Genomic DNA, 24,158 nt, shown 5'->3' on the forward strand with positions numbered 1-24,158 from the left:
ACCATGACGACAACCACACAACAACACTTCCGCTTCGGCCTGCGCACGCTGGTCGCCTGTTCCCTGGCCGCGCTGGCCGTTGCCAGCCATGCGCAGGGCGACAACAACTACCCCGACAAGCCCGTGACGCTGGTGGTGCCCACCGCGCCGGCCGGCGGCACCGACACCATGGCGCGGATCATCGGCGACGGCCTCGGCAAGATCCTCAAGCAGCCCTTCGTGGTCGACAACCGCCCGGGCGCCAACGGCATCCTCGGCAGCGAGGTGGTGGCGCGTTCCACGCCCGACGGCTACCGGCTGCTGTTCACCTACGCCGCAACGATGGTGGTGAACCCCAGCCTCTACAAGAAGCTGCCCTACGACCCGCTGAAAGACTTCGTGCCGATCGCGCAGGTCGGGCGCGGCGGCAACCTGCTGGTGGTGCGCAAGGACCTGCCGGTGAAGACGATCCAGGAGTTCGTCGCCTACGCCAAGGCGCGCCCCGACAAGCTCAGCTACTGCTCGTGGGGCAACGGCTCGGGCGGCCACCTGGCGATGGAAAGCCTCAAGAAGCAGGCCGGCCTCGTGATGACGCACGTGCCCTACAAGGGCAGCGGCCCCTGCGTGCAGGACCTGGTGGGCGGCCAGGTCGATGCGGCCTTTGCCGACATCTCCTCGACCGTGGAGATCGTGCGTGCCGGCCGCATCCGGGCGCTGGCCAACAGCGGCCCGTCGCGCATCCCCATGCTGCCCGACGTGCCGACCATGACCGAGAGCGGCTACCCCTTCACCACCTACGCCTGGTACGGCCTGATGGCGCCAGCCAAGACGCCGCCGGCCATCGTGAAGAAGCTCAACGAGGCCGTGAACCAGGTGCTGCGCGACCCGGCGGTGGTGCGCCGCATGTACGAGCTGAACTTCAACGACCTGCCGCAGAACACGCCCGAGCAGTTCGCCACCACCATCCGGAACGACCTGCGGGACTGGGGCGCGCTGGTGAAGGACATCGGCCTGACGCTCGAATGACCGCCCGCGCCGGCCTGACCAAGGGTTAGCAACGTGGTCGGCCGGCGGCGCTTCCCACACACTGCGCGCTGACAGGCACGGTTTCTGCTCATCGGCTGGGCGATGGCAACTGCGCCAGCGCGCACCATGACCGAGCTTCTTCATTTCAGCCGACAACTCACCGCCGAAGCCCAGGCCCAAGCCTCGGGCGTGGGCAGCTGGAAGCAGCACTACGAGCAGCTGTCGAACGGCCGCTTCGAGGGGCTGTCCGAAGACCTGCACCTGGATTTCGTGCAGGTGTTCCACGAACACGCCAACCAGACAGTGCTGCAGCACGGCCTCGGCCGACCGGGCGCGCTGTGCCTGGCCGTGATCGACGTGACGGCCCCGGGCAGCTGGTACTGCGGCCATGACCTGGACGGGCGGCGGCTCATTGCGCTGTCGCCGCAGCGCGAGTTCGAGCTGCTGGCCGGTGCCGGCATGGACCTGATGGCCGTGTGCGTCGACACCGAGCCGCTGGCCGACCTGGCCGCCACGCTGTTCGGCCCCGACTTCGCGCTGCGCATGCCGGTGCCCGCGCCGGTGCAGCACCCCGGCTTCGACGAGACCGCTTTCACCCGCCTGCTGGGCGCCGCCCTGTCGCTGGCGCGCGACAACCTCGCGCAGCTGGAGCAGCCGGCCGCGCGCCACATGCTGTCGCTGTCGCTGGCCGACGCGGTGCTGCAGTGCATGGGCTCGGAGGCCTTCGAGGCCCGGCTGCCCGCCAGCTCGGCGGCGCGCCGCCACATCGTGGCGAAGGCGCGCGAGTACATGCAGGCGCACGCCGACGAGCCCATCAGCGTGCCCGACCTGTGCGCGGCCACGGGCGTGTCGCGCCGCTCGCTGCAGTACGCCTTCGAGGACGTGCTGCACCTGAGCCCCGTCACCTACCTGCGCGTGATGCGCCTGAACCGCGTGCGCTGCGAGATGCAGGCCTGCCGCGGCGACACCATCGGCGACATCGCCGCGCGCTGGGGCTTCTGGCACCTGTCGCGCTTTGCCATCGACTACGCGCGCCTGTTCGGCGAACTGCCATCGGCCACGCGCGCGCGATGGTTTGCCAAATCTTGATAACGCCTGCGCCGGCAGCGCTCTTAACTTCGCGGTTGTCCACCACAACACGCGAAGAAGGATGCAGCCATGCGCAGCAGTTTCCACCGAACGCCGGTCCGCGGGGCCGCGCGGCGTCTCCTGGGCACCGCCCTGGCCACCGCTTTGGCGCTCGCCCTGGGCACCCTGAGCACTGAGCCGGCCCGGGCCCACGGCGGCGCGGCCCACATGGTGCCGCTCAAGAAAACGGTGGAAGACTTCGGCGGCACGCTGCGCTGGGACAGCTTTGCCAACGTGTTCACCGTGGCGCGCAACGGCACGCTGGTGCGCCTGAAGCCCGGCTCGAAGACGGCGCTGGTCAACGGCCAGCCGATGCAGCTCGACGTGCCCGTGACGATGCGCAAGGGCGCGGCCTACGTGCCGCACGATTTCGTGAACCAGGTGTTCCAGTCCAGCCTGGACACCACCTTCGTGGTCGAGCGCGTGCCCAACCCGCTGAACCCGCTCACCGAGGCCGAGATCCAGACTGCACTCGCGGTGCTCAAGGCCTCGGGGCGCTACAAGACCGGCCTGCGCTTCACCGAGATCAGCGTGAAGCGCCCGCCCAAGGACGAGGTCTGGAACTTCGCGCTCACCGGCCAGCCCGTGCGCGCGCCGCGCCAGGCGGCGTTCGTGGCGCTCGACGGCAAGAAGGTCATCGAGGGCACGGTCGATCTCGCGGCGCGCACGCTCACCGCGTGGAAGCCCATCGAGGGCGCGCACGGCATGGTGCTGCTGGACGACTTCGCCACCGTGCAGACCGCCATCGAGGCCAGCCCCGACTACGCCCGTGCGCTCGCCACGCGCGGCATCGACGACGTGAAAAAAGTGGTCGCCACGCCGCTCACCGTGGGCTACTTCGACGGCAAGGATTCGCTGCGCCAGGAAGACCGCTTGCTGAAGGTGGTGAGCTACCTGGACGTGGGCGACGGCAACTACTGGGCCCACCCCATCGAGGGGCTGGTGGCGGTGGTCGACCTCGAACAGAAGAAGGTCATCAAGATCGAGGACGGCGGCCTGGTGCCCGTGCCGCTCAAGCCCACGCCCTACGACGGGCGCGACCGCGCGGCCACGCCCGCGCCCAAGCCGCTGGAGATCACCGAGCCCGAGGGCAAGAACTACACGATCACCGGCCACACGATGCACTGGCGCAACTGGGACTTCCATGTGCGGCTCGACTCGCGCGTGGGCCTCGTGCTGTCCACCGTCACGTACAACGACAAGGGCACCAAGCGCAAGGTGATGTACGAAGGCTCGCTGGGCGGCATGATCGTGCCCTACGGCGACCCCGACACCGGCTGGTACTTCAAGGCGTACCTCGACTCGGGCGAGTACGGCATGGGCACGCTCACCTCGCCCATCGAGCCGAACAAAGACGCGCCGCAGAACGCCGTGCTGCTGGACGCCACGCTGGCCGACTACACCGGCGCCCCCACCAAGGTGCCGCGCGCCATCGCCGTCTTCGAACGCTATGCCGACCCCGAGTTCAAGCACCAGGAAATGGGCAAGCCCAACATCAGCACCGAGCGGCGCGAGCTGGTGGTGCGCTGGATCAGCACGGTGGGCAACTACGACTACCTGTTCGACTGGGTGTTCGCCGAGAACGGCACCATCGGCATCCACGCCGGCGCCACCGGCATCGAGGCCGTCAAGGGCGTGAAGGCGCGCACCATGCAGGACCCGACGGCCGCCGAAGACACGCGCTACGGCACGCTGCTGGACCACCACATCGTCGGCACCACGCACCAGCACATCTACAACTTCCGCCTCGACCTCGATGTGGACGGCGAGCAGAACACGCTCACCGAGGTCGACCCCGTGGTGCTGCCCAACACGCGCGGCGGCCCGCGCACCAGCACCATGCAGACGGTGCAGCGCACGGTGCGCACCGAGCAGCAGGCGGCGCAGAAGTTCGACCCCTCGACCATCCGCCTGCTGAGCAACCCGTCGCGCAACAACAAGGTCGGCAACCCGGTGTCGTACCAGCTGGTGCCGTACGCGGGCGGCACGCACCCGATTGCCAAGGGCGCGAACTTCGCGAAGGACGAGTGGATCAACCACCGCCTGAGCTTCATGGACCGCCAGCTCTGGGTGACGCGCTACGACCCCGAAGAACTGTTCCCTGAAGGCAAGTACCCGAACCGCTCGAACAAGGACACCGGCCTGGGCCAGTTCACGGCCGACAACCAGGAGATCGTGAACACCGACAACGTGGTGTGGCTCACCACCGGCACCACGCACGTCGCGCGCGCCGAGGAGTGGCCGATCATGCCGACCGAGTGGGTGCATGCGCTGCTCAAACCGTGGAACTTCTTCGACGAGACGCCGACGCTGGGGCTGAACCGGCCGGCTGCGAAATGACAGCAGCGAACGACGCGGCCATCGGCCGCTACGACAACCTGATGACGCTGCCGCCCGCGCTGCAGGCGCCGACCTACCGCCACATGGACCGGCTCTACGCGACGCGCGCGATCCGGCGCGGCACGCACGTGCATCCGCTGCCGGAGGGCAGGCCCGTCGATGCGCAGCGCTTCGGCGTCGATGGCTTCATGGCGCGCAACCACACAGCCGGGCTGCTGGTGCTCAAGGACGGGCACGTCGTGCTCGAGCGCTACGCCATGGGCAACGGCGCGGCGACGAAGTGGCTGTCGTTCTCGGTCGCGAAATCGCTGACCTCCACGCTGGTCGGCGCGGCTGTGAAAGATGGTCACATCGCCAGCCTCGACGACCCGGTCGTGCGCTACCTGCCCGCGCTGCGCGGCTCGGCGTATGACGAAGTCACGGTGAAGCAGGTGCTGCAAATGAGCTCGGGCGTGGCCTGGAACGAGGACTACCTCGATGCCGACTCCGACCGGCGGCAGCTGCTTCGTGTTCAGCTCACGCAGGAAAAGGGTGCGGTGTTGAAGTTCATGGCGCAGCGCCCGCGCGTGGCACCGGCGGGCACGCGCTTCAACTACAGCACCGGCGAGACCTGCCTCGTCGGCGAGATTTTGGCCAGCGCGATCCGCCGGCCGATCAGCGACTACCTCTCGCAAAAAATCTGGGCGCCCTTCGGCATGGAGGCCGATGCCTACTGGCAGCTCGATGCGGTCGATGGCCAGGAGTTCACCGGCAGCGGCGTGAACGCCACGCTGCGCGACTTCGGGCGCTTCGGCCTGTTCGTGCTCGGCGGCGGCGTGGCCGGCGGCCAGCAGGTGCTGCCCGACGGCTGGGTGGCCGACGCCACGCGCGTCGATGCGGCCAGCCACCTCGCGCCCGGCACGCTCGCGGGCTTCGAACCGATGGGGTACGGCTACCAGTGGTGGACCTTCCCGACCGGCGCGAAGGCACTGCCCGAGCTCGACGGCGGCCTGTTCGCCGCGCTCGGCATCTTCGGCCAGCAGATCTACATCCATCCGAAGGAACGGCTCGTGGTCGCGCTCCACAGCACGTGGCCGGCGCCGATCCATCCACCGAGCCTGGTCGAGACAGATGCGCTGCTCGGCGCACTGACCGCCGCGCTGCGCACCTAGCCTGTTGAGCGTGGCGCATGCCACGCTCAACAGGGCGTCAGGAGAAGATCACCTGCGCGTCGGTGTACTCCTTCAGCCCTTCTTCCGCGAACTCCACGCCGAGCCCCGAGGCCTTCACGCCGCCGAAGGGCGCGTTGGGCTGGATGGCGCCGTGCTTGTTGATCCACACCGAGCCGCACTCCAGGCGTGACGCGATGCGCTTGGCGTGTTCGATGTCCTTCGACCACACGGAACCGCCGAGGCCGTTCTCGCTGTCGTTGGCGGCGCGGATCGCTTCTTCGACGTCGGTGTAGCGAATGATGGGCAGCGCGGGACCGAACTGTTCTTCGTCGACCAGCGCATCGCCGTTCTTCAGGCCCGCAACGATCGTCGCGGGGAAGAACAGGCCCTCGCCGGGCTCGCCGCCGGTGAGCAGCTGGCCCTTGGTCTTGGCATCGGCCACGAGGCGCGCGACCTTGTCGAACTGCATGCGGTTCTGCACCGGGCCGAGCACGTTCTTCTCGTCCATGCCCTCGCCCATCGGCACCTGCTTGGCAAAGGCTGCGAGGTGCTCGCACACGTCGTCGTGAATGCTCGCATGCACGTACAGCCGCTTCATGGCCGCGCAGGTCTGGCCGTTGTTGAGGAACGCGCCCCAGAACAGGCCTTCGGCGATGGCCTTGGGGTCGGCGTCGGGCAGCACGATGCCGGCGTCGTTGCCGCCGAGTTCGAGCGTGAGCCGCTTCATGGTGCTGGCGGCCGACTGCATCACCTTCTTGCCGGTGGCGCAGGAGCCGGTGAACACGATCTTGCGGATGACGGGGTCGCTCGCCATGTCAGCGCCGAGGTTCGAGGTGCGGTCGTCGCAGCTCACGCTGTTGACCACGCCTTCGGGCAGCACCTCGTTGAGCAGCTCGACAAAGCGCAGCGTGGCCAACGGCGTGTACGGCGAGGGCTTGATGACGACCGTGTTGCCCGTGCGCAGCGCCGGCAGCACGTGCCACACGGCGATCAGCACGGGAAAATTCCACGGCGTGATCGATCCGACCACGCCCACGGGCTTGCGGAAGATCTCGACGTGGCCCTGCGCGTTGTCCTGCAGCACGCGCGGCGGCAGCGACAGCGCCGCCGTGGCGCCGGCCCAGGCCGCGGCGCCGCCCAGCTCCCAGCGCGAACCCAGGCCGTTGAGCGGCTTGCCCTGCTCCAGCGTGAGCAGGCGCGCCAGCTCTTCGGCGTGCGCGCCGATCTTCTCGGTCACGGCGCGGCAGGCGGCGGCCAGTTCGTCGTCGGACTTGCGCGACCAGCTCGTGAAGGCTTTCTGCGCGGCGGCCACGGCGGCGGCGAGGTCGTCGCGCGAACCGTTCGGCGCGGTGCCGATCACCTGGCCGTTGGCGGGGTTGCGCACTTCGAAGGAAGCCGTGCCTGGCACTGCGCGACCGCCGATCGTCATTCTTGTCTCTTGCATTGCTTTGTCCTTGTAGGTTGACGCTGGAACGCGCCGCCGCAGGGCGGGCGCGCCAGGTCAATGTAGGAAAAGCAGGGGCCGGCGTCTTGGAGCCAGACGTCAGCGAATGGACTCAGGCGTCAGTGCGTCAGTGGTCCAAGCGCCAGACGCCCCGGCGGCACGCCGTGGCGCTTGCGGAACTCGCGGTAGAAGAACGACAGGTCGTTGAAGCCGCAGTCGTAGGCGACCTCGGCGATGGCCGGCGCAGGCCCGCCGCGGCGGGCTGCGGCATCGAGCGCGGCGCGTGCCGCCGCCAGCCGGGTGTCGAGGATGTGGCGGCTCGGCGAAACGCCCAGTGCCTCGAAGGCCCGCTGCAGCAGCCGCGGCGACACGCCCAGGTGCCGCGCCAGTTCGCCCGCGTGAAAGGCCGGGTCGTGGAACTGCAGCGCCACATGGTCCATCGCGCGGCGCAGCACGCCCTCGCCGGCATTGCGCGACAGCAGCGCGGGCGCCTGCCGCGCGCGCTCGACCAGCACCGAGCCGAACACGCCGAGAAAGGCCTCCACGAGGTGGTCGTCGTCGGACTGCCCGCTGTCGAGCATGCGCGCCAGGATGGCGCGCATCGCAAAGCCCAGCGCGTCGCCGCGCCGCACGCACACGCCGCCCTGCAGCGTGGGGCCGAAGCGCGCGAGCATGTCGGCGCGCGGCAGGTGCACCGACACCTGCTGCGAGCTGGCGCCGTCGTAGACGAATTCCGAGGGCCGCGCCGAATCGATCAGCACGATGTCGCCGGCCTGCACCGCGATCTGCTGCGCGCCCTGGCACATGAGTGCACCGCCGTGATCTTGGAACACGAGAAAGAAATGTTCGCGGTCGTCGCGCCGGATCGCCTGCGCATCGCGGTGCACGCGCTGCAGGTTCTGGCCGATGAGCGCCACATCGACCCCGCCGGCGCGCCGCACCTCGATGCCGCCCGACACGGTCTGCTGGCGCGGCATGGGCACGGGCGTGAAGTTGCCGCACACGGCCTGCAGGCGCGGGCCGACGAGCTCGAACGGCATCTCGGCGCGCATCAGCGGCGTGAGGGGGCCGCCGGTCATGCTTGCAGGCAGCGGGGCGAAAGAGGAAGCGCTCACGGGGTGTCTCCTTGCAACACATGCTCGCCGGGCTTCCAGGGGCCCAGGGCCACCCCGGACTTCCACAGCGTGAGCGCGCCCGGCAGTATGGCTCGGCTGCCGATCTTTGCCACGCCCTGCTTGCGGATCTCGCGGTTCAGGCGCGACGAGAAGGCGGTGATCTTGCCGAAGTCCCAGGCGCCGACGTCGCCCATCTCGCTCACCGTGCCCGACCAGGCCTGGGCACGCTTCAGTGTGTTGTGGTTGGTGTGGGAGTCCTCGAGCCGCGCGTCGCCCTCCGACAGCGCGGCCAGGTACAACTGCACCAGGCCCCAGCCGTCGGCGCTATAGCGGAAGGTGGCGCCATCGCAGGCCTTCGGGTCGAGCGCCACGCGGCGAGGCGCAAAAGGCGGCCCTGCCCCGCGCACGTAAAGCTGCAGGTGCACCGCGCGCCACTTCCTGCCATTGGGGTAGCGCCGCTCGAACTGCGCCAGCACCTCGGCGGCCGAATGGAAGCGTTTCAGGGGCTGACCGAAGTCGGAGCCCAGTTCATGGACCTCGCAGCTGCCTTCGGCCAGCAGCCACGTGAGCACGCCCTCGTGGTCTTCGGGCGTGGCGTAGAAGTCGCAGTTCGGCATGTCGTGCCTGCCTTCGATGGCCCGCGGTTACTTCGCCAGGGCTTTCAGTGCCATCTTGATGCCGTCGCTCACGCTCGCATCGTTCGGCAGCGCCTTCAGCGCGAGCGCGGCTTCCTTGTCGCTGTAGCCCAGCGCCACCAGCGCCTGCAGGATGTCGGCCTGCGCGTCGGACGCGGCATGCGCCGGCAGGCCGATGTCGGCGCCCAGCTTGCCCTTGAGCTCCAGCAGCAGCCGCTCGGCGGTCTTCTTGCCGATGCCCGGGATCTTCACGAGCCGGCCCAGCTCCTGCGTGGTGATGGCCTGCGCCAGCTCGCCCACGCTCATGCCCGAGAGCAGGCCCAGCGCGGTGCGCGGGCCCACGCCGGTGATCTTGATGAGCTGGCGGAAGGCCGCCCGCTCCTCGGCGGTGCCGAAGCCGTAGAGAATCTGCGCGTCTTCGCGCACGACGAAGTGCGTGAGCAGCGACACCTTCGCGCCGACGTTCGGCAGGTTGTAGAACGTGCTCATCGGCACATCGACCTCATAGCCGACGCCGTTGCAGTCCACCACCACCTGCGGGGGATTCCGCTCTGCCAGCGTGCCGGTCAGTTTGCCTATCATGGGTGCCCTTTTTCCTTGAAATGTCCGGCGTGATTCTGCGACACACCTTTACCCCCCTGAACAATTCGCGCCTCGGCCACCTGTGCGGCCCGCTGGACGCGCATCTGCGCCGCATCGAGGACGCCCTGGGCGTGAAGATCGCGCACCGCCACGAGCAGTTCAAGGTCGACGGCCCCAAGGCCACCGCGCAGCGGGCCATGGACGTGCTGCAGGCGCTGTACGAGATCGCCCAGCGCGCCATCGACCCGGCCGTGGTGCAGCTCACGCTGGCCGGCGACGGCTCGATGAGCGACGAGGACGCGGCCATGCTCGTCACGCGCCGCGCCGACCTGCGCGCGCGCACGCCCACGCAGGCGCTGTACCTGGACAACATCGCCAAGCACGACATCACCTTCGGCATCGGCCCGGCCGGCACCGGCAAGACCTACCTGGCGGTGGCCTGCGCGGTCGATGCGCTGGAGCGCGCGGCGGTGCAGCGCATCGTGCTCACGCGCCCGGCCGTCGAAGCGGGCGAGCGCCTGGGCTTTCTGCCGGGCGACCTGACGCAGAAGGTCGACCCCTACCTGCGCCCGCTGTACGACGCGCTGTACGACCTCATGGGCTACGAGAAGGTGCAGAAGGCCTTCGAGCGCAACGTGCTCGAGATCGCGCCGCTGGCCTTCATGCGCGGGCGCACGCTGAACAACGCCTTCGTGATCCTCGACGAGGCGCAGAACACCTCGGTGGAACAGATGAAGATGTTCCTCACGCGCATCGGCTTCGGCGCCAAGGCGGTGGTGACGGGCGACGTGAGCCAGATCGACCTGCCCAAGCAGCAGTTGAGCGGCCTGATCGACGCCGAGCGCGTGCTCAAGCGCGTGTCCGGCATCGCCATCACGCACTTCACGAGCGCGGACGTGGTGCGCCACCCGCTGGTGGCGAAGATCGTCGATGCCTACGACGGCCAGCGCAAGCGCGCGGGAGGCCACTGAGATGGCGGCCTCGTTGCTTCCCGCCCTGTCGCTGTCGCTGCAGTTCGGCCGCTTCAAGGGCGTGGAGCGCCACCGCGCCGCGCTGCCGCGCCACAGCGTGAACCGCTGGATTCGCCACGCACTCGACATCGACGGCGAGATCACCGTGCGCATCGTCGATGCCGAAGAAGGCCAGCGCCTGAACCGCGAGTTCCGCGGCAAGGACTACGCCACCAACGTGCTCACCTTCGACTATGCGCAAGGCCCGGTCGTGATGGCCGACCTGGTGCTGTGCGCGCCCGTGGTGGCACGCGAGGCCAAGGAAAACCGTAAGACCCTCGCCGCGCACTACGCGCACCTGCTGGTGCACGGCACGCTGCACGCGCAGGGCTGGGACCACGAGACGAGCGACGCCGACGCGGACGAGATGGAAGCGTACGAAATCGAGATCCTCGCGGGCCTGGGCATTCGCAGCCCGTACGGGCGCTGACAGGGGCCGCGGCAGTGCAGGACACCGATCCCTGGTTGCCGCGCTGGCTGCCGCTGCTGCGCGAATGCGCCGGCGAGGGGCCGGTGCTCGAACTGGGATGTGCAGCCGGTCGCGACACCGCCACGCTGGTCGAAGCCGGCTTGGACGTGGTGGCGATCGAGTTGTCGTCCGACGCCTTGGCGCAGGCGCGGCAACGCGTGCCGGTGGGCGCCGAGTTCCACTGCGGCGATTTCCGCGAGGCGTGGCCACTGGCGCAGGGCGCCACGGTCGGCGCCGTGCTTGCGAGCCTGTCGCTGCACTACTTCGCGTGGGACGAGACGCTGGCGCTGGTGCAGCGCATCCACCGCGTGCTGCGGCCGGACGGCGTGCTGCTGTGCCGCCTCAACTCGGTCAACGACCTGCACCACGGCGCGCGCGGCCCGTCGGCCAGCGAGCGCGATGAAGATTTCTTCTACACGGTGGACGGCATCCCCAAGCGCTTCTTCGATCGCGCAGCAGTCGAGCGACTGTTTGCCGACGGTTGGGCGCTGCAGCACCTCGAAGAAGTGCGCGTGCTGCGCTACGACGAACCCAAGGTGGCGTGGGAGGCCGTGCTGCGCCCTGCGCCGTTCACGCCGTCATCTGCAGCGGGATCGTGACCGGCCCGTCGTTCAGCAGGTGCACCTGCATGTCGGCGCCGAATTCGCCAGTCGCCACCACGGGGTGCGCCCCGCGCGCCTGCGCCACGAAGTAGTCGTAGAGCCGCCGGCCTTCGTCGGGCGGCGCTGCGAGCGTGAAGCTGGGGCGGTTGCCGCCGCTCACGTCGGCGGCCAGCGTGAACTGGCTCACGACCAGCAGGCCGCCGCCGATGTCCTGCACGCTGCGGTTCATCTTGCCGGCCTCGTCCGAGAAGATGCGCAGCTTGAGGATCTTGGCGAGCAGGCGGTCGGCCACGCTGTCGACGTCGCCGCGTTCGGCGCACAGCAGCACCAGCAGGCCGGCCTCGATGGCGCCGACGGTCTGGCCTGCGATGTCGACGCGCGCGTGCGCCACGCGCTGGAGCACGGCTTTCATGAATGGTGGTCCTCGAGTCGGGTGGCGCGCGCTTCCATGGTGAGCGGCAGCAGTTGGATGGTCACGCGCAGGCCGGGCACGGCGTCCATGAGCGACTGTTCCAGTTCGTCGCGCAGGTTGGCGGCCCGCTGCAGGGTCCAGTCGCCGGGCACGTGCATGTGCAGGTCGGCAAAGCGGCGCTGGCCGGCGCCGCGCGTCACCATGTCGTCGAAGCGCAGCCGGTCGCCCTCGGCATGGTTTGCGGCGAAGGCGTCGAGCGTGGCGCGCACGGTGGCGAGCGTCTCGGCATCGAGCGCCTCGTCCATGAGGCCTTGCGACGAGCGCCACACGAGCTTGAAGCCCTCGCGCACGATGTTGAGCGCCACGCCGATGGCGATCAGCGGGTCGAGCCAGAGCCAGCCGCTGAAATGCACGGCCACGATGCCGACCAGCACGCCGACCGAGGTCCAGACGTCGGTCATCAGGTGGCGCCCGTCGGCCTCCAGCGCGATGGAGCGGTGCGCGCGCGCCGCGCGGAACAGCGCCAACGCCAGCGCCGCGTTGAAGCACGAACTGAGCACCGACAGCGCCAGGCCCCAACCCAGCTGCTCGAGCGGTTGCGGCGCCATCAGCCGCAGCACCGACACCCAGAGGATGGCGATGGCGGCGCCCACGATCAGCAGGCCCTCGAAGCCCGACGAGAAGTACTCGGCCTTGTGGTGGCCGTAGGGATGGTCCGCGTCGGCCGGGCGCTCGGCGATGGTCACCATGGCCAGCGCGAACATGGCGCTCGCGAGGTTGACGCACGATTCCATGGCGTCGGAGATCAGGCCCATCGAGTTCGTCAGGTAGCCGGCCCAGCCCTTCAGGAGGATGGTGAGCAGGGCCACGCCGACAGAGACGCGAAGCAGCGTTTTAGGGGTCAACGTCATGCAGAAAGAACAAGATCAGGTAAAAAGGGCCTGTGCGGGCGGGCATTACGTCGCAGGAATCGGCTGAATTATCAGCCGCGTGACCATATGTAACGCCTTCGCCTTAATATTTGCGCTCATTGCGAAGCAATCAGTCACAGAGAGGCAAATGATGAAGAACTTTTTGACCGCCGCCCTCGGGCTCGCCATCGTCGGCGCAGCCACCCTGGCCCAGGCCCAGGCACCCGCTGCGGCGCCCGCAGCCGCAGCAGCGCCCCAGCAGGCCGGGTTCGTGAAGTCGGTGCGCGGCAGCGTCCAGCTGCTCGACGGCGCCGGCGCCACGCGCAACGCAGCCCCCGGCGACGCGCTGGGCGCGGTCGATCGCATCGTGACCGGCCCGGATTCGTCGGCGGCCGTCGTGCTGCGCGACAACACCACGCTGATGGTCGGCCCGTCCTCGCGCATGGACCTCAAGGAATTCCACTTCGACGGCACCACCCGCGACGGCGGCATGCTCGTGTCGCTGTTGCGCGGCTCGATGCGCATGATCACCGGCCTCATCGGCAAGACCAATCCCGACGCCGTGCGCGTCGAAACCCAGACCGCCACCATCGGCATTCGGGGCACGGACTTCATCGTGCAGACCGACGGCCAACCCTGAAAAGATGCAGACACTGTTACGCCGCTCCTCCCTTCTTCTTGCGACCACGGTCGCCCTGTTGCTAGCCGCCTGCTCCACGCCGGGCACGCGCGTGGTGCTGCTGCCCCAGGCTGACGGCGCGCCCTCCGCCGTGGTGGTGCGCGCCAAGGACGGCGAAGAAGTGCTCTCCAAGCCCTACCAGCGCGCCACGGCCGCAGTGGGCAAGAGCGGTGCACCGGTGGTCGACCAGGCCGACGCGGCCAAGGTCCAGGCCGAGAACAAGCCCCTGTTCGACATGCGCCCGCCGCCTCCTCAGCGCTACACGGTGTTCTTCGAGGTGGGCACGGCCACGCTCACGGCGGCGTCGCAGCAGATCATGACGGAGGCCCTGACCGCCGCGCTGGCCCGCAGCGGCGGCGACATCGTGGTGACCGGCCACACCGACACCAAGGGTGCCGGCGAGCAGAACGACCAGCTGTCGCGCCGCCGCGCACAGGAAGTGGCCCAGCTCTTCGTGGAGCGCCAGTTCCCGGCGGCCCGCATCGAGGCCGTGGGCCGCGGCGAACGCGACCTGGCCGTGCCGACCGCCGACGACGTGGACGAGCCGCGCAACCGGCGCGTGACCATCGAGGTCCGCTGACCCCGCGCTGCTGACCCCCATTGAAAAAGGCCCCGAGGGGCCTTTTTTGTCGATCAGCTCAGGGTCACCCGCGCAAATTTGCGCTTGCCGACCTGCACTACATAACTGCCCGCAGGCAGTTTCAGGCCCTTGTCGGACACCACGACCGAATCGACCCGCACGCCGCCGCCGTCGATCAGGCGGTTGCCCTCTCCCGACGACGACGCCAGGTTGGCCTGCTTGAGCAGCTGGCCGATGCCCAGCGGGGCACCGCTCAGCGCCACCTCGGGAATCTCGTCGGGCACGCCGCCCTTGCTGCGATTGATGAAGTCCTGCTCCGCCGCCTCGGCCGCCGCCGCGCTGTGGAAGCGCGCGGTGATTTCCTTGGCCAGCGCGACCTTGGCGTCCTTCGGGTTGCGGCCACCGGCGATCTCGGCCTTGAGCGCCTCGATCTGCGCCACCGACTGGAAGCTCAGCAGCGTGTACCAGCGCCACATCAGCGTGTCGGAGATCGACAGCACCTTGGCGAACATGCTGTTGGCGTCTTCGCTGATGCCGATGTAGTTGCCCTTGCTCTTGGACATCTTCTCGACGCCGTCGAGCCCTTCGAGCAGCGGCATAGTGAGTATGCACTGCGGCTCCTGGCCGTATTCCTGCTGGAGATGACGGCCGACGAGCAGGTTGAACTTCTGGTCCGTGCCGCCCAGTTCGAGGTCGCTTTCGAGCGCCACCGAGTCGTAGCCCTGCATCAGCGGGTACAGGAACTCGTGCACCGAGATCGACTGGCCGGCCTTGAAGCGCTTGTTGAAGTCGTCGCGCTCCATCATGCGCGCCACCGTGTACTTGGCCGCCAGCTGGATCATGCCGCGCGCGCCCAGCGGGTCGCTCCACTCCGAGTTGTAGCGGATCTCGGTCTTCGACTCGTCCAGCACCAGCTTGGCCTGGGCGAAGTAGGTCTCGGCGTTGGCGCGGATCTGTTCGGCCGTGAGCGGCGGGCGGGTGCTGTTGCGGCCGGAGGGGTCGCCGATCAGCGAGGTGAAGTCGCCGATCAGGAAGATCACGCGGTGCCCCAGGTCCTGGAGCTGGCGCATCTTGTTGAGCACCACCGTGTGTCCGATATGAATATCCGGTGCGGTCGGGTCCAGGCCCAGCTTGATGCGCAGCGGCTTGCCGGAGGCTTCCGCCTTCTGGAGCTTCTTCACCCATTCGTCCTGCGGCAGCAGTTCGTCAGCGCCGCGGAGGGATATTTCGAGGGCTTGTCTTACACCATCCGAGAGGCTGGTGGATGTAACAGATTCGGCGTTCATGGGCTTTTTTGGCGGTTTTTCCGGTGGCCGAAGCTATACTCAGCCCGACTTTCAAGCGCCGGATTCTAAGCGGCGCTTTTTTCCGCACCGTCTCCTGCCGCCCTGAACGCACTGGGCCTTGCAGCACGGACCTGCAGAACCTGAGTTGGAATCCACAGTTTGATCAACGGCATTCTTGCCGCCGAGGAGCTTCTCGCTTCTCGCGTGGCCTATACATTCCGGACGTACCCCAAGCAGATCACCGCGGCGATCGCTGCGATGCTGCTCAGCGCCGGCACCCTCGCGGTCGCCTCGCTCGGTCCCGACGCGTCCGACCTCCCCATCCAGCAAGTGCTCGAAGCCACCGCGCCGGTGTCTTTCGCCGACCAGTCGGCGTCGCTCGAGAACTTCAGCTTCACGCTGTTCCGCACCGACGTCTCGCGTTCGAGCGACACGGCCGAGGGGCTGATGAAGCGCCTGGGCATTTCCGACCCCGCCGCCACTGCCTTCGTGCGCGGCAACGCCGAAGCGCGCATGGCGCTGTTCGCGCGCGTGGGCCGCACCGTGACGGCCGAAGCCACGCAGGAAAACCAGCTCGAGAAGCTCAGCGCCCGCTGGATTCCCGATGCCGACGGCGGCTTCAAGCGTTTTGTCGTCGAGCGCACGCCCACCGGTTTTGTCGCCCGCACCGAGCGCGACATGCTGACGCCGGGCACGCGCCTGGCCAGCGGCATCATCCGCAGCTCGCTGTTCGCCGCCACCGACGACTCGCGCATTCCCGACGCCGTGGCGAGCCAACTGGCCGACATCTTCGCGGGCGACGTCGACGTGCGCTCGCTGCGCAAGGGCGACCGCTTCGCCGTGGTCTACGAGACCTTCGAAGCCGACGGCCAGGCGCTGCGCAGCGGCCGCGTGCTCTCGGCCGAGTTCGAGAACAACGGCAAGATTCATCAGGCGGTCTGGTTCCAGCCCCCGGGCGCGGGCCAGAAGGGCAGCTACTACCGCCCGAACGGCGACAGCCTGCGCAAGGCCTACCTGGCCACGCCGGTCGAGTTCTCGCGCGTGTCCAGCGGCTTCGCGATGCGCATGCACCCGATCTTGAACAGCTGGCGCCAGCACAACGGCATCGACTACGCGGCGCCCACGGGCACCGCCGTGCGCACGGTCGGTGATGGCACGGTCGACTTCGCCGGCACGCAGAGCGGCTACGGCAACATCGTCATCATCAACCACCGCAACAACCAGCAAACGGCCTACGCGCACCTGAGCCGCATCAACGTAAAAGCCGGCGAGAGCGTGAGCCAGGGCCAGACCATCGGCGCCGTCGGCTCGACCGGCTGGGCCACCGGTCCGCACCTGCACTTCGAATACCGCGTCGGCGGGGCCTACCAGGACCCGACCACGATCGCGCAAGAAGGCGGCGCACCGATCACCGCGGCCCTGCGTCCGGCCTTCGAACGCATCGCCGTGGGCGCCCGCACCGAGCTGGCTGCCGCCTTCTCGGTGATCCAGGCCAGCGCCGACTGAGCCTCGCTCCCCTGGGCATGGCCGCCGCACCGCAGCAGCCGCAGCAACGCTTCATCGGCCTGATGTCGGGCACCTCGCTCGACGGGGTCGACGGCGTCATTGCCGATTTTTCCGACAGCGGCCACCTCGCGGTGATCGGCCACGCCAGCGCCGACTTTCCCGCCCCGCTGCGCGCCGAGCTGATGGCGCTCAATACCCCCGGCGACAACGAACTGCACCGCGCGGCCCTGGCCGGCAACGGCCTGGCGCGGGTGTATGCCGACGTGGTCGCGCAGCTGCTGGCCAGCACCGGCACCGCCCCGAAAGCCGTCACCGCCATCGGCGCCCACGGCCAGACCGTGCGCCACCGGCCGCTCGACTTCGACGGCACCGGCTACACGCTGCAGATCAACAACCCCTCGCTGCTGGCCGAACTGAGCGGCATCGACGTGGTCGCCGACTTCCGCAGCCGCGACCTCGCGGCCGGCGGCCAGGGCGCCCCGCTGGTGCCGGCCTTTCACCAGGCGCTGTTCGCCCGGCCCGACGCGCCCGTCGCGGTGCTGAACCTCGGCGGCATCTCCAACCTGAGCCTGCTGCCCGCCACGAACGCGCCGGCGGGCACTGCGCCCCTGCTGGGCTTCGATTGCGGCCCCGCCAACGCGCTGATGGACCACTGGTGCCAGCGCCACCTCGGCCAGCCCTTCGACCGGGGCGGCCAGTGGGCGGCCAGCGGGCGCGTGCTGCCCGAGCTGCTCGCCCGATTGCAGGCTGAACCGTATTTCGCCAAGGCGCCGCCGAAGAGCACGGGGCGCGATTTATTCCATCCGGACTGGCTGGCCGGCCATCTGGGTACGGCCACCTGGTCGCCTGTTGACGTGCAGGCCACGCTGGCTGAGCTGACTGCGAGCACCTGCGCGGCAGCTTTGACCAGCTATCAAAAAGAGAGCATCTTGCTGATCGTCTGCGGCGGCGGCGCGCTCAACGACCATCTCATGGCTCGCCTGCGCGCCCTGCTGCCCGGCGTGCAGGTGCAGGCGTCGTCTGACCACGGCCTGCCGCCCCAGCAGGTCGAGGCAGCCGCCTTCGCGTGGCTGGCCCGGCGCACCGTGCGGCGCGAACCCGGCAACCTCGCGAGCGTGACCGGCGCGCGCGGGGCGCGGGTGCTCGGCGCGATCTACCCCGCCTGAAACCCGTCAGCCCTGGCCGGAGACTTCCGGCTGCGCGGGCTGCGCCGCCCGCACTTCCGCGGGCAAATGCCAGAAGATCAGCGCAGAAGCCACCGTGATGAGCCCCATCGTCGCGAACGTGGCCTGAAACGCGTCGAGCGTCTGCACTGGCGTTGCCGTGCCGAACACGCCGTTGTAACCCGCCAGCACCGCGCCCGCCGCGGCCACGCCCAGGCTCATCGCCAGCATCTGCACCATCGACAGCAGGCTGTTGCCGCTGCTGGCCATGCCGCCATCGAGGTCCTTCAGGGTGATCGTGTTCATCGCCGTGAACTGCAGCGAGTTGACCGCGCCGAACACCAGCAGCTGCAGCAGGTGCAGCGCCAGCGGCTGCCCCGGCGCCGTGAGGCCGAAGCTGGCCATGGTGCAGCCGACCAGCACCGTGTTGGCCACCAGCACGCGGCGGTAGCCGTGGCGCGTGATCAACGGCGTGGCAAAGCGCTTCATCGCCATGCCGGCCAGCGCCACCGGCAGCATCATCAGCCCGGCGCGCACCGGCGAATAACCCATCGACACCTGCAGCAGCAGCGGCACCAGGAAGGGCATGCAGCTGCTGCCCAGGCGCGAGAACAGGTTGCCCAACAGGCCGATGCTCAGCGTCGGAATGCCGAACAGCGCGGGCGAGAACAGCGGCTCGGGCGTGCGCGCCGCGCGCAGCCAGTAGGCGACCACGGCGGCGAAACCGAAGATCAGCACCGCCATCACCCCGCCCTGGCGCAGCCCGAGCCCCGAGACGCCATCGACCGCCAGCGAGATCGCCACCATGCCGAAGGCCAGCAGCGCGTAGCCCACGCTGTCGAAGCGCTTTTGAATGGCGCCGCGCAGGTCCGGCATGTAGCGCAGCGTGGCGATGCAGCCTGCCAGACCCACCGGCACGTTGATCAGGAAGATCCAGTGCCAGGAGGCGTACTGCACCAGCCAGCCACCCAGCGTGGGCCCCAGCAGCGGCCCGATGAGCCCCGGAATGGCCACGAAGCTCATCGCCTGCAGGAACTCGCCGCGCGGCACCGTGCGCAGCAGCGCCAAACGCCCCACAGGCAGCAGCAACGCCCCGCCCAGGCCCTGCACCACCCGCGCCGCCACAAGCTGCCCCAGCCCCTGCGAGAGCGCGCACAGCACCGAGCCGGCGGCGAACAGCACGATGGCGCAGAAGAAGATGCGCCGCGTGCCGAAGCGGTCGGCGATCCAGCCCGAGGCCGGGATCAGCATCGCCATCGTGAGCGCGTAGGCCACCACCACCGACTGCATGCGCAGCGGGCTCTCGCCCAGGCTGGCGGCCATCGCGGGCAGCGCGGTGTTGATGATGGTGGCGTCGAGCGTCTGCATGAAAAAGCCGACGGCCACGAGCCACAGCAGGCTCTTGCGGGAGGGATCGACGGGGACGGCGGTTCCGGGGCTCATCGGGAAGGCGTGGACTCAGCAGGAAAACGACAGGCAGCAAAAAGCCGCCCGGAGGCGGCTTTTTCGAGGGGGCTGGTCAGCAGCATCCAGGCATCAGGCCGAGAAGCTGGAACCGCAGCCGCAGGTGCTGGTGGCGTTCGGGTTCTTGATCACGAACTGGGCGCCCTGCAGGTCTTCCTTGTAGTCGATCTCGGCGCCGAGCAGGTACTGGTAGCTCATGGCATCGATCAGCAGCGACACACCGTTCTTGGTCATGGTGGTGTCGTCTTCGTTGGTGATCTCGTCGAAGGTGAAACCGTACTGGAAGCCCGAGCACCCGCCGCCCTGCACGAACACGCGTAGCTTCAGGTCGGGATTGCCTTCTTCGGCGATCAGGTCGGCGACCTTGGCGGCCGCGCTGTCGGTGAAGACGATCGGCTCGGGCATCTGGGTCTGGATGTTTTCGGCAACAGCGCTCATGGGGTGAAACTCCTTGGGGGGCCGCTTGGGCGGCCAATGGGACGGATGCTACTGCAATGCCGCATTTTCGGCAGGCCGACTGTGGCGAGCACCCATCGCAAGTGGGGTCGAACGCCGCATCCGCCAAGGGTGCCTGGGGGACGCGGCCACGAAAAAGCCGCCCGAGGGCGGCTTCTTGTCTCGCAACGAGCAGGGGATCAGCGCTTGCTGAACTGCTTGCGGCGACGGGCGGAGTGCAGACCGACCTTCTTACGTTCGACTTCACGCGCGTCGCGCGTCACGAAGCCGGCTTGGCTCAGGACGGGCTTGAGCGTTGCGTCGTAGTCGATCAGGGCACGGGTGATGCCGTGGCGCGTGGCGCCGGCTTGACCCGATTCGCCGCCGCCGTTCACGTTGACCATCACGTCGAAAGCTTCGAGGTTGTTGGTCAGCGCCAGGGGCTGCTTGGCGATCATGATCGAGGTTTCACGGCCGAAGAACGCTTGGATGTCCTTGCCGTTGACCGTGATCTTGCCGGTGCCTTTTTTCAGAAACACACGGGCGACGCTGGATTTGCGACGGCCGGTGCCATTGTTCCATTCACCAATCATTCTCAAGGCTCCTTACAGTTCCAGCACTTTGGGCTGTTGGGCGGTATGCGGGTGCTCAGCGCCACCGTACACCTTGAGTTTCTTGATCATCGCGTAACCAAGCGGGCCCTTGGGCAGCATGCCCTTGACAGCCTTTTCCAGGGCACGGCCCGGGAACTTGTTCTGCATGTCGCGGAAGTTCGTCGCCGTGATACCGCCCGGGTAGCCCGAGTGACGGTAGTACACCTTGTCGATCGACTTGGCGCCGGTGACGCGCAGTTGCGCGGCGTTGATGATGACGATGTAGTCACCGGTATCGACGTGAGGCGTGTAAATGGCCTTGTGTTTGCCGCGCAAACGGAGAGCAACTTCGCTGGCTACTCGTCCGAGGACCTTGTCGGTCGCGTCAATCACAAACCACTCGTGCGTCACGTCAGCGGGCTTGGCGCTGAACGTTTTGGTCATGAGTTTTTCTCTTCAAAAGAGGGTTTGGCGAGCCCTTTTCCACGGTCGGCGTTCCTCTGCTGGGAATCTCTTAGGTGGGTTTTCATGCCCGCCCGCCCAATGAAAGGGGGCTGGCATGCCTTCGCCGCGGGGCTACAAAAACGCTGCGAAGCCCGCGATTATATGAAGAAATGGCCAAACGGCCAATTTCCGGGCTTCCGGGGGCCTCAGCGCTGGATGCGGACCAGCTCCAGGCTCTCGTTGGCCCCCGAGGAGACCCCACGCTGGTATTCGCCCTCGAAACGGACGATCCGACCCAGTTCGGGGCTGTACCAGGCGGCGCCCCGAAAGCGCGTACTGGCACCGGTCAGCGGCAGGCTGGTGGTGCTGGAGGCAAAGATCCAACCCTCATAACCGATGCGCATCACGTTCAACTCCATGCCGTCCACGCGCATCGTGTGCTCGCCGCCCACCGAGGCGGTGAGTTCGTGCCGCAGCCGGTCGCCGGTGGTCGTCACGTAGTCGAGCTGCCAACGCATGCCGGGCTGGATATCGTCCTTGCGCAAGGCCCAGCCGCCCGGCGGCGATGCGGTGTCGAACAGGCCACCGGCTGGCGACGTGATGGACACCACCTGCCCGTTGGTCTTCTCGATCCGGCTGCCGGCGTTGAACGACACCTCGTCGCCCTGGACCCGGTCCACGCGGTAGATCACCGGCGTGCGGTTGCCGGTGAGACGGTCGGTGCGCACGTATTCGAGCGCGTCACCGGCGCGCAGTGGCTCCGCCAGCGCCACGCCGACGCGACGGCGGGCGGCGCCTTCGGGTTCGCTGGCCCGCGCCGCCAACTGCGCCTGGGCGCGCGCCGGCAGTTCCGCCAGGAACTCGGCCGGCATCGCGAAATTCAGGTTGCCGCCGTCGCGGGCGGAAAAAGTGGTGATGCCCAGCAGGCGACCGTCGCTGTCGAACAGCCCGCCGCCGCTCGACCCGAGGGCGATGGCGGCCGTGGTCTGCAGCAGCCGCGCCTCGCCATCGCCGCCGCGCAGGCCCGACAGCAGGCCTTCGCTCAGCGTGTTTTCCAGCCCGCGCGGGTTGCCGATGGCGTACACGCGCTGGCCGACGCGCGCACCGCCCGCTGGCGCCATCGCCACCGGCGGCGCCGTGAAGTTGGCGACCTTGATCTGGCACAGGTCGCGCCCCGGGTCCGGGTACTCGAGCGTCGCGCCGTAGGTGACGTTGTCCCGCTTGACCACGAAATTGCTGGCCTTGGCCAGCACGTGGCAGTTGGTGACGAGGCGGCCGGGCGCGATCACCACGGCGCTGCCGGCGCGCAGCGGGCGCTCCTGCGCGTCGAAGGTGCGCACGGCCCAGACGCTGCCCGTCAGCTTGGCGAACAAGGCGTCGGGCTCCAGCGCGGCGGCGTGACCGGCGGCCAGCAAGGCGCCTGCGGCACACAGCCACGGCGCGGGGGTCGTCCACATCAGCTTCACGGCTTGGCAGGCAGCAGGCCGCGCAGGTCGTCCATCGAGACGCGAGCGTCGGGCGCCGCGGACGGTGCTGCAAGCGCGGGACGCGCTGGAGCGGCCGGTGCGACCGCCACGGGCGGAGGAGGCGGAGGCGCCACCGCGGCCGGCGCAGGCGCGGGCACAGGCGCCGCGGCCGTCTTCGGCGCCGGCGCGGCCGCCATCTCGGTCGTGCCGATCTTCATGCCGACCGTCGCCTCGTCGCCGGTCTGCGCGGTGCGGTCGAAACTGCGCACCTCGCCAAAGATCAGCCGGATCCAGCTCGGGTAGTTGAAGCCCGCCCCGGTGCCGGTGTCGATCGCCACGCCGACCAGGCCGCCGATCATCACGTTGCCGACCAGGCCCACGTTGACGCGCGAAATCGCCTGGCCGCGGGCCGGAGGCAGGCCGGCCTGGGTGCATTCGATGCTCAGGTTCTCGCCCGAGCGCCGCACCGGCAGGGTCTGGCCGGAGCGCACCACGGCATCATTGCGGTCGTTGGAGACCCGGCAGCGGGCGCCGTCGACGACCTTGCCCTCGGGCGACAGGGTCTCGAACTTCACGTTCTGGGTCGTCCCGTGGGTGACCGAGGCGCAGCCCGTCAAAATAGACAAAACGCCCGCGCCGACGCACAGGCCCCAAAATCGCCATCCGGCTCCTCGCATTTGCTGCCCCTCGTTGTGTTTTGTAAATCAATGTAGCGCCGCGCGAGTCTAGCGCTCCCCTTTTCACTTTTTCAGGCCTCATTCCATGTTCAGTTACCGCCACGCGTTCCATGCCGGCAACCACGCCGACGTGCTCAAGCACACGGTCCTGATTGCCACCCTCGACCATCTGCTTGAAAAAGACGCCGCGCTGACCGTCGTCGACACGCACGCCGGCGCCGGCCTGTACCGGCTCGACGGCGACTACGCCGGCACCAGCGGCGAAGCGGCCGACGGCGTGCTGCGCTTCTTCCCCGAGGCAACCAAAACGGCCGCCACGCCTGCGCCAGGCGCTCCGGCCGCGAAATCGGCTGGCAAGAAAGCGGCAGCGCCCGCCGAAGAAAAGCCGGTCGCCGAAGCCATCGCGCGCTACCTCAGCGTGATCCACGACTTCAACCCCAAGGGCGGCGCCCGCGTCTACCCCGGCTCGCCGTTCATCGTGCAGCACCTGCTGCGCGACCACGACAAGCTCAAGCTGTTCGAGCTGCACCCGACCGATTCGCGCACGCTCGGCGCCAACATCGCGCAGCTCGAAGCCGGCCGGCAGATCGCCGTGTTGACCGAAGACGGCTTCGGCAGCGCCACCAAGTTCCTGCCGCCGCCTTCGCGCCGCGCGCTGGTGCTGATGGACCCGAGCTACGAAATGAAGACCGACTACGGCCGCGTGCTCGACTTCGCGGCCGAGGCGCTCAAGCGCTTCGCCACGGGCACGTATGCCGTCTGGTATCCGATCATTCCGCGCCCCGAGGCGCACGACCTGCCGCGCCGCCTCAAGACGATGGCGACCAAGGCCGGCAAGCCGTGGCTGCACGCCACGCTGACCGTCAAGTCGAGCAAGATCACGAAGGACGCCGCCTCGGGCGAAACGCAGCGCCCGGGCCTGCCGGCGAGCGGGATGTTTTTGATCAACCCGCCCTACACGCTGAAGGCGCAACTGGCCGAGGCGCTGCCCCAGCTGGCCGAGCGCCTGGCGCAAGACCGCAACGCCGCCTACTCGCTCGAGAGCGGCGGCTAAGGCAGGC

Annotated in this window: 25 protein-coding genes; 12 read left to right on the forward strand and 13 right to left on the reverse strand. The window is 68.5% G+C overall.

All coding sequences use genetic code 11. The features are described 5' to 3' along the window. Nucleotides 1-3 precede the first annotated feature (3 nt). The 4 genes from CY658_RS11950 (at nucleotide 4) to CY658_RS11965 (ending at nucleotide 5,624) form a co-directional block, all read left to right on the forward strand. Nucleotides 4-1,005, forward strand: coding sequence for a Bug family tripartite tricarboxylate transporter substrate binding protein (locus CY658_RS11950; RefSeq protein ID WP_101490448.1), 1,002 nt, complete (start codon nucleotides 4-6; stop codon nucleotides 1,003-1,005). 126 nt (nucleotides 1,006-1,131) lie between these two features. Beyond that, complete coding sequence (locus CY658_RS11955; protein WP_101490449.1) at nucleotides 1,132-2,094, forward strand: helix-turn-helix domain-containing protein; 963 nt, start codon at nucleotides 1,132-1,134, stop codon at nucleotides 2,092-2,094. A 69-nt stretch (nucleotides 2,095-2,163) separates the two neighbouring features. Then, the gene (gene tynA, locus CY658_RS11960; protein WP_101490450.1) at nucleotides 2,164-4,473 is read left to right on the forward strand and encodes a primary-amine oxidase; all 2,310 of its coding nucleotides are present in this window, start codon (nucleotides 2,164-2,166) and stop codon (nucleotides 4,471-4,473) included. Further along, complete coding sequence (locus CY658_RS11965) at nucleotides 4,470-5,624, forward strand: serine hydrolase domain-containing protein (protein WP_219589593.1); 1,155 nt, start codon at nucleotides 4,470-4,472, stop codon at nucleotides 5,622-5,624. Before tynA ends, CY658_RS11965 begins: the two co-directional genes overlap by 4 nt. 37 nt (nucleotides 5,625-5,661) lie before the next feature. On the opposite strand, the gene CY658_RS11970 is transcribed toward CY658_RS11965, so the two are convergent. The 4 genes from CY658_RS11970 to ruvA form a co-directional block, all read right to left on the reverse strand. Beyond that, nucleotides 5,662-7,068, reverse strand: coding sequence for an aldehyde dehydrogenase family protein (locus CY658_RS11970; protein WP_219589594.1), 1,407 nt, complete (start codon nucleotides 7,066-7,068; stop codon nucleotides 5,662-5,664). A gap of 119 nt (nucleotides 7,069-7,187) precedes the next feature. Next, nucleotides 7,188-8,183, reverse strand: a complete 996-nt coding sequence (locus tag CY658_RS11975) for a helix-turn-helix domain-containing protein (RefSeq protein WP_101490452.1) — start codon at nucleotides 8,181-8,183, stop codon at nucleotides 7,188-7,190. After that, complete coding sequence (locus tag CY658_RS11980) at nucleotides 8,180-8,800, reverse strand: hypothetical protein (RefSeq protein ID WP_101490453.1); 621 nt, start codon at nucleotides 8,798-8,800, stop codon at nucleotides 8,180-8,182. The genes CY658_RS11975 and CY658_RS11980 overlap by 4 nt, the downstream gene beginning before the upstream one ends. 27 nt (nucleotides 8,801-8,827) lie before the next feature. Continuing rightward, the gene (ruvA, locus tag CY658_RS11985; RefSeq protein ID WP_101490454.1) at nucleotides 8,828-9,400 is read right to left on the reverse strand and encodes a Holliday junction branch migration protein RuvA; all 573 of its coding nucleotides are present in this window, start codon (nucleotides 9,398-9,400) and stop codon (nucleotides 8,828-8,830) included. A gap of 20 nt (nucleotides 9,401-9,420) precedes the next feature. Here ruvA and CY658_RS11990 point away from each other — a divergent pair, with 20 nt between their 5' ends. From CY658_RS11990 to CY658_RS12000, 3 genes are read left to right on the forward strand one after another with little or no spacing between them, the layout of a single operon-like run. Next, a complete protein-coding gene (locus CY658_RS11990) occupies nucleotides 9,421-10,371 on the forward strand; it encodes a PhoH family protein (RefSeq protein ID WP_180838937.1) in 951 nt (316 codons plus the stop codon). 1 nt (nucleotide 10,372) lies between these two features. Beyond that, entirely contained in the window at nucleotides 10,373-10,840 is a 468-nt protein-coding gene (gene ybeY / locus CY658_RS11995) for an rRNA maturation RNase YbeY (RefSeq protein ID WP_095947949.1), read from the forward strand. A 14-nt stretch (nucleotides 10,841-10,854) separates the two neighbouring features. Continuing rightward, nucleotides 10,855-11,478, forward strand: a complete 624-nt coding sequence (locus CY658_RS12000) for a class I SAM-dependent methyltransferase (RefSeq protein ID WP_257884852.1) — start codon at nucleotides 10,855-10,857, stop codon at nucleotides 11,476-11,478. On the opposite strand, the gene dtd is transcribed toward CY658_RS12000, so the two are convergent. Together dtd and CY658_RS12010 are read right to left on the reverse strand one after the other, a co-directional pair. After that, nucleotides 11,450-11,893 (reverse strand): D-aminoacyl-tRNA deacylase, encoded by a 444-nt coding sequence (gene dtd, locus CY658_RS12005; protein ID WP_101490456.1) that lies wholly within the window; start codon nucleotides 11,891-11,893, stop codon nucleotides 11,450-11,452. The genes CY658_RS12000 and dtd overlap by 29 nt on opposite strands. Further along, complete coding sequence (locus tag CY658_RS12010) at nucleotides 11,890-12,804, reverse strand: cation diffusion facilitator family transporter (protein ID WP_101490457.1); 915 nt, start codon at nucleotides 12,802-12,804, stop codon at nucleotides 11,890-11,892. The genes dtd and CY658_RS12010 overlap by 4 nt, the downstream gene beginning before the upstream one ends. A gap of 148 nt (nucleotides 12,805-12,952) precedes the next feature. On the opposite strand from CY658_RS12010, the gene CY658_RS12015 reads away from it, so the two are divergent. Both CY658_RS12015 and CY658_RS12020 read left to right on the forward strand, forming a co-directional pair. After that, nucleotides 12,953-13,444, forward strand: coding sequence for a FecR family protein (locus CY658_RS12015; protein ID WP_101490458.1), 492 nt, complete (start codon nucleotides 12,953-12,955; stop codon nucleotides 13,442-13,444). Between the two features lie 4 nt (nucleotides 13,445-13,448). Then, a complete protein-coding gene (locus CY658_RS12020) occupies nucleotides 13,449-14,063 on the forward strand; it encodes an OmpA family protein (protein WP_101490459.1) in 615 nt (204 codons plus the stop codon). 53 nt (nucleotides 14,064-14,116) lie between these two features. Here CY658_RS12020 and tyrS read toward each other — a convergent pair whose 3' ends face one another. After that, nucleotides 14,117-15,349, reverse strand: coding sequence for a tyrosine--tRNA ligase (gene tyrS, locus CY658_RS12025; protein ID WP_101490460.1), 1,233 nt, complete (start codon nucleotides 15,347-15,349; stop codon nucleotides 14,117-14,119). Between the two features lie 159 nt (nucleotides 15,350-15,508). Here tyrS and CY658_RS12030 point away from each other — a divergent pair, with 159 nt between their 5' ends. Together CY658_RS12030 and CY658_RS12035 are read left to right on the forward strand one after the other, a co-directional pair. After that, a complete protein-coding gene (locus CY658_RS12030) occupies nucleotides 15,509-16,855 on the forward strand; it encodes a M23 family metallopeptidase (protein ID WP_101490461.1) in 1,347 nt (448 codons plus the stop codon). Between the two features lie 17 nt (nucleotides 16,856-16,872). Next, nucleotides 16,873-18,021: an anhydro-N-acetylmuramic acid kinase gene (locus CY658_RS12035; RefSeq protein WP_101490462.1), complete on the forward strand. Its 1,149-nt coding sequence runs from the start codon at nucleotides 16,873-16,875 to the stop codon at nucleotides 18,019-18,021. Between the two features lie 6 nt (nucleotides 18,022-18,027). On the opposite strand, the gene mdtD is transcribed toward CY658_RS12035, so the two are convergent. The 6 genes from mdtD to CY658_RS12065 form a co-directional block, all read right to left on the reverse strand. Beyond that, nucleotides 18,028-19,461 carry a multidrug transporter subunit MdtD gene (gene mdtD, locus CY658_RS12040; RefSeq protein WP_101490463.1) on the reverse strand — a complete coding sequence of 478 codons (1,434 nt, stop codon included), beginning with the start codon at nucleotides 19,459-19,461 and terminating at the stop codon, nucleotides 18,028-18,030. Nucleotides 19,462-19,554: 93 nt separating this feature from the next. Next, a complete protein-coding gene (gene erpA, locus CY658_RS12045; protein WP_056577477.1) occupies nucleotides 19,555-19,920 on the reverse strand; it encodes an iron-sulfur cluster insertion protein ErpA in 366 nt (121 codons plus the stop codon). Nucleotides 19,921-20,117: 197 nt separating this feature from the next. Continuing rightward, nucleotides 20,118-20,510 carry a 30S ribosomal protein S9 gene (gene rpsI / locus CY658_RS12050; RefSeq protein ID WP_056577474.1) on the reverse strand — a complete coding sequence of 131 codons (393 nt, stop codon included), beginning with the start codon at nucleotides 20,508-20,510 and terminating at the stop codon, nucleotides 20,118-20,120. A gap of 12 nt (nucleotides 20,511-20,522) precedes the next feature. Continuing rightward, nucleotides 20,523-20,954 (reverse strand): 50S ribosomal protein L13, encoded by a 432-nt coding sequence (rplM, locus tag CY658_RS12055; RefSeq protein WP_056577471.1) that lies wholly within the window; start codon nucleotides 20,952-20,954, stop codon nucleotides 20,523-20,525. 206 nt (nucleotides 20,955-21,160) lie between these two features. After that, nucleotides 21,161-22,411, reverse strand: a complete 1,251-nt coding sequence (locus CY658_RS12060) for a S1C family serine protease (RefSeq protein WP_143713676.1) — start codon at nucleotides 22,409-22,411, stop codon at nucleotides 21,161-21,163. 5 nt (nucleotides 22,412-22,416) lie between these two features. After that, nucleotides 22,417-22,995: a hypothetical protein gene (locus CY658_RS12065; RefSeq protein ID WP_101490465.1), complete on the reverse strand. Its 579-nt coding sequence runs from the start codon at nucleotides 22,993-22,995 to the stop codon at nucleotides 22,417-22,419. Nucleotides 22,996-23,182: 187 nt separating this feature from the next. Between CY658_RS12065 and CY658_RS12070 the strand changes: the two genes are divergently transcribed. Next, on the forward strand, nucleotides 23,183-24,151 hold the full coding sequence (locus CY658_RS12070) for a 23S rRNA (adenine(2030)-N(6))-methyltransferase RlmJ (RefSeq protein ID WP_101490466.1): 969 nt from the start codon (nucleotides 23,183-23,185) through the stop codon (nucleotides 24,149-24,151). The last annotated feature ends 7 nt before the right edge of the window (nucleotides 24,152-24,158 follow it).

Origin of the sequence: Variovorax sp. RO1 (assembly GCF_002849325.1) — a bacterium.
Classification (GTDB): Bacteria; Pseudomonadota; Gammaproteobacteria; order Burkholderiales; family Burkholderiaceae_C; genus Variovorax.